Origin of the sequence: Caldicoprobacter faecalis, from assembly GCF_900115765.1 — a bacterium.
Lineage (GTDB): Bacteria > Bacillota > Clostridia > Caldicoprobacterales > Caldicoprobacteraceae > Caldicoprobacter > Caldicoprobacter oshimai.
This window is the reverse complement of record NZ_FOXR01000063.1, coordinates 1-4,847: the sequence shown is the minus strand read 5'-3', so window position 1 is coordinate 4,847 and position 4,847 is coordinate 1. Positions and strand designations below refer to the sequence as shown.

At 34.1% G+C, this 4,847-nt stretch carries 5 protein-coding genes; 4 read left to right on the top strand and 1 reads right to left on the bottom strand.

The window, feature by feature from the left end; genetic code table 11:
- The first annotated feature begins 276 nt into the window (after positions 1 to 276).
- The 4 genes from BM241_RS11850 (at position 277) to BM241_RS11835 (ending at position 3,486) form a co-directional block, all read left to right on the top strand.
- Positions 277 to 915 (top strand): ATP-binding cassette domain-containing protein, encoded by a 639-nt coding sequence (locus BM241_RS11850; RefSeq protein ID WP_025747800.1) that lies wholly within the window; start codon positions 277 to 279, stop codon positions 913 to 915.
- 999 nt (positions 916 to 1,914) lie between these two features.
- Positions 1,915 to 2,283 (top strand): hypothetical protein, encoded by a 369-nt coding sequence (locus BM241_RS11840; protein ID WP_143094100.1) that lies wholly within the window; start codon positions 1,915 to 1,917, stop codon positions 2,281 to 2,283.
- A gap of 101 nt (positions 2,284 to 2,384) precedes the next feature.
- Positions 2,385 to 2,837 (top strand): hypothetical protein, encoded by a 453-nt coding sequence (locus tag BM241_RS12295; protein ID WP_143094099.1) that lies wholly within the window; start codon positions 2,385 to 2,387, stop codon positions 2,835 to 2,837.
- A 31-nt stretch (positions 2,838 to 2,868) separates the two neighbouring features.
- The gene (locus BM241_RS11835) at positions 2,869 to 3,486 is read left to right on the top strand and encodes a hypothetical protein (RefSeq protein ID WP_025747797.1); all 618 of its coding nucleotides are present in this window, start codon (positions 2,869 to 2,871) and stop codon (positions 3,484 to 3,486) included.
- A 501-nt stretch (positions 3,487 to 3,987) separates the two neighbouring features.
- Here the strand turns inward: BM241_RS11835 and BM241_RS11830 are convergent.
- Positions 3,988 to 4,713, bottom strand: a complete 726-nt coding sequence (locus BM241_RS11830; protein WP_092282882.1) for a hypothetical protein — start codon at positions 4,711 to 4,713, stop codon at positions 3,988 to 3,990.
- Positions 4,714 to 4,847: the final 134 nt, after the last annotated feature.

Below are 4,847 nucleotides of genomic sequence, written 5' to 3'. Positions count from 1 at the left end.
ATAAAACTGCTGGAGGCTCTTTTAGGTCAAGGACGGGCGCAGCCCGGCGATAGCGAATCCTTGACCTAAAAGAAGCCGGAAGCAGTAAAATTTAAAGATTAGTGGTGATAATTTAACCTGATTCTAGCCAGAGGGAATTTTACACAAAAATTTGGACTTGATCTATAATTGCTGCATACATTGAAGCGAATATTAGTAATTTTTGAAACACGCTGTTGCTGTGATAGCAGTTTAGATTAAGCATTAATGATTAAGAATTAAGAAAGGTGATGACAAATGTTGGAGATCACAGATTTGAACTTTAGTTATGGTGACAAGTTAATTTTTAGAAATGCTAGCTTTTATGCTCAAAGAGGCGATAGGGTATGTATTTTAGGTGAAAATGGAAGCGGGAAAACGACTTTTTTGAGAATTTTGGCAGGAATATTGTTTTGCGAAATGAAAATGAATTTTTTTGGTGTATATGATACTAATGTGAGAAGTGTGATTCAGCGAATAGGGTTCATTCCCGACAAGCCTTACTTATATGATTATTTAACGGGGAAAGAAAACATAGAACTAATTATGAATATTTTTGGTGAAAGTAAAGTTAAAAGCAAAGTAGAAAGTTTGTGCAAGGAGTTTGAGCTGCATGAGGCACTGGATAATTATGTAAAAGATTACTCCCTAGGGATGAAACATAAATTATATATGGCCTGCATACTATCTAGGGAAGTAGATCTTTTGTTGCTTGATGAGCCTTTGAGTGCATTGGATGAAAAAGCCCAGAAAATTGCGCTTGAAAAATTGTTCGATTTTTCAAAGAGGGGAGGGGTTATTATATTTACAACGCACATTGAAAGTGTGAGCAATTGTTTGGCTACAAAAAAGTACATTATTCATGATTATCAGTTAAAACTGTTAAATAATGCATGATTATGTTTCTGAGAAAATAGGGATATATTTTTATTATCAACATCAACGGGAAGGAGTGTATAATCCTTGATAATAAAAAAAGAATCACCAACGCCGGTCTGGATTTATATAGCTTATTTGTTTAGCATAATAGCGCTGTTATTCAGCATAAAATTCCCCAGTGGGCTGTATTTGGGAGAAATAGTTTTGGGTTTTTTTGGTATGGCATTGAACAAGTACGTTGTTGTAGCTGTTTTTCTTCTATCTTATTATATTGCTTTAAAAAACAAGCAAAAAGTTAGGAAAAAAACTTTTCAAATATATATAGTCACCGTCACTACGCTCATAGTAATATCGGTGATTTCTGCCTTGTTTTAGCTTCTCTTATAATCGCTCAATGTAAGCTTATATTACTTTGGGGAAGAAAGAATGCGGGCTTCTTTGGCGGAATTAGCGGTGCGGCTGACTGGTGTTGCTTTTTGGTCTATTAAAGAGGTTGAAATAAAGGGGCTGAAAAAATTCAATTAAGAAAATCTATTGCAAGAAACAACTTACGGTGTAGGTGTTTATATTTAATATAAACTGCATAAAACGTGGGGAAGCAGGAATAGATTTGGTTGTCATTTTGTGCCATAGGGGCTTGATATTTAATACAAAGCGCGCATGTGGCGTCATCGCTTCTTGATAAGGATTAAGATTGCAGAAAGCGTTAAGGTTAAAGAATAAGATTGTTGTTATCAAATAAAGATTTAACCACTATGGGTAAAAATAAAGCAGGGAGGCAAGAAAATACTGCGAATGCAGGTTATAAAACTGCTTTGGTTTCTGGGTTTCAAAAACTGCTTATTAAAATGCTGAAAAAAATTAAAAAATTTTTGATTTCTATGTCACAAAAGCCTTCTTTGATTTGTTATATATGGTAGGAAGATGAATCAAAGGATGTGATTCCAATGGGCAACAATATTTAATATAAGTGGTGAAGCTGAAACCATAAAAATAAAGTCCTCGGACTTTTTAAGAGTGCCGAAAAAAACAAAAGAAGTAACTCCAATAGATAACAAAATTATTTATATTGAAAGAAGGATTTTAATACAAATGCTTACAAAAACGAAAAAAATCAATTTGAGTTTTGTTCTTGTGCTGGCTGCTATTATTATGTTGATTTTGTTTACATCTGTAGTATCCGCAAATGAGATAGAACGGCAAGCACTCATCAGATTTAAGACAGATCTTCCTCTAAATGCTGACCTAATTGTGAATGAAGTTATATCCGAGCAATTTTCTTCCTTGGGTTCCTTTTCGAATGTTAGCGAACCTAAAGTTATTGAAACAGATTATGGATATGCAGTACAGTATGAAAGTGTAAATGAAAAAATGAAAAAGCGTTAACAACTATCATTCCCTACAAAGTCGACGAAAATGGTGACTTAGTAAATAGTTTTAAATATTTATCTGAGTTTAACAAACGAAAACAGAACGAAGTTAGCCCTATGGCCATTGTAGAAGTTCCATCTACATTTGTCGATGTTACAGTAACAGTTAGAACTTACTATGCGCATTATTTTTCAACCTATCATTTCTTGAATTTCTATCGCCATGCTGGAATAGAAGCCTGGTGGTCTTCGAGTAATTCTACAGTAACTGTATCAAATATGAGAGTATGGTATGATACTTGTAGGGATCTGTACAAGTATCCAGAAGTCATGGATCAACCATTATCTAGTACAAAAGTTCAAAACGATTATTTCATTAGAAGTAGTATTGAAAGAAGCAATCCTATTAAAGGGACTGTATATATTGATGGCAGCCACACCATGCCACTTAACAGAGTCGTTTTGCTTACTGATTATTGGAATCATGGTGGGCTTATCTATATAAGACTTCAATACAGTGTGAATGGAAAATCTAGGACGGATGATGTAAGTTATTATGTATATCGATAATGAGGTGAAATATTAGGGAGGGTTATGCTTTATGAGGAAGATAAAAAGATTGACCAGTTTGTGTATATTCTTTACCCTGTGGATTGCACTAATTAGTAGTGGTTGTACCCCTAATGGAGGTCCTGCAACTACAGTGAAAGATTTTGATCAGTTATTAACAAGCCTTCATCAAAGGGGGAAATACGTTTTTGAAGATTTGTCATGGCTGATATCCAAAGAAGAAGTAATGAAACAGAAGCAATTGAATGACAGTCATTCGGTAAGAGATGACTTGCTGAAGATAGAGGGAACTTTTCCTTTTAACAATTCTTCGCTGGAGCAAACGGTGTTATTTATATTTGACGACGACAAATTTGTATCCGGTGAATATCTATTCTCAACTACCAACCAGGATCAATTTATCAAATTTTGTGAGGAGCTTAAAACCCGTTTGAAAAAATCGCTTCCAGAACCGTTTGGAAATGATTTAAGCGTACTTAATAACGCAAAGAATATAGGTGCTCAGGGGAAAAGTGTGATGTGGAAAGGCGAAGATGGCAGTTATTTAAGGATAAACTTATTTACAACCGCACAGGAGGGCGATAAAATGCGGTATACAGTACAGATTAAAAGTGAGTCTCCTGCTCCTGAACGGAAAGGATTGCAGTAATCAGGTGGGAATAAATTTCCGTGCAAGCCCATGCCTATTAGTAGCCAAATATACACCGCAGCAAATGGTTCTCGATGGGAGTGGAAACGCAGTATAATCGATATTGCAAGTTTTAGTTGGCGTCGGAAATCAAACATGAACTGGGATCGGATGCTGATGATGAATGAATAAAGAAAATTAATGTGGTTGCCTTGATTTACAGGCAAAAAAAGCGGCTTATAAGCCGCTTTTTTTTGTGCGCACGATAAAGAAAGCGGTAACTCTATGCCAATAACAGATACCATTTCAGGCTTGCGAAAAATAGAAATATAAATTATTGCTGTGAATTTCTAATGTTGATTTTGTCGAACAAGCCTATATGTACTAAAATATCTAAAATGCTATCACTAAGTTCTTTATTCGAGCTCGAACTTAGTCCACTCAATATTCCAAACAAAATTGAAACTGATGCACTAATTATTGGAAACGTACTAACATAATTATTTCTTCCTATGGATTTTCTTAATAGCATCTCTCTTTCAACCTCTCTATGTGTTTTTCCAATAGATATCTATATCTGTTTCGACATTGTTCAGGCAGAGCGTTATCTCCATATGCTATCTCCCGACAAACCATGACCACTTTTTCAATTCCTATCTTTTTAATTGCAAAATTTACTGCCCGCTCTTCTAGCATTTGCTTGATTTTAAAGGATATGATGAATATCATAATAATTATAACAACGCCTATTAGAACTATTTTCCATAAAGAATAATTTAACTTATCTACAGAATACAGATAAGCTATGCTGGAAACAACAATAAAGACACCCCAGGGAAACAATAAAGACAGCAATAAACAGAACAGTTTAGTATAGGGATCTCTAATATGACCTTCTTCATGTGCTATAATGTACTGTAAAATTATATCGTTTTCAGTAATTAAGGGATTAATATATATTTCCTTTTTATGTGCCTGACCGAGAGAACGCTGTTTTTCTAAGAATAGCATCATTGGAGATACATAAACCGGGAAAACAGAGTGAATATTTTCTATTTTATACCTAAAGGTAGTAATTACCGATGATTGATATTGCCGGTTATTCGCAATATAAGGGGAAAAATAGAATACTAATACAATTAAACCAAATATTATAATTAAATTTTCTGAAAAATTACTGGAAAGACCTTTTATATATAGTATATGGGAAATACAGCTGTTTAATGCAATAAAAGCTGTAGGCGCCATGATCAAAACTGCTAAAGCAATTAAGATTATAATTATAGTCTCAAACTTCGCAGTTAAATATTGACTGCTAGACCTTGAAAAATCAATAATTCAGCCAATTTATATACCTATTAAGATGCTTTTTTATACTCCAT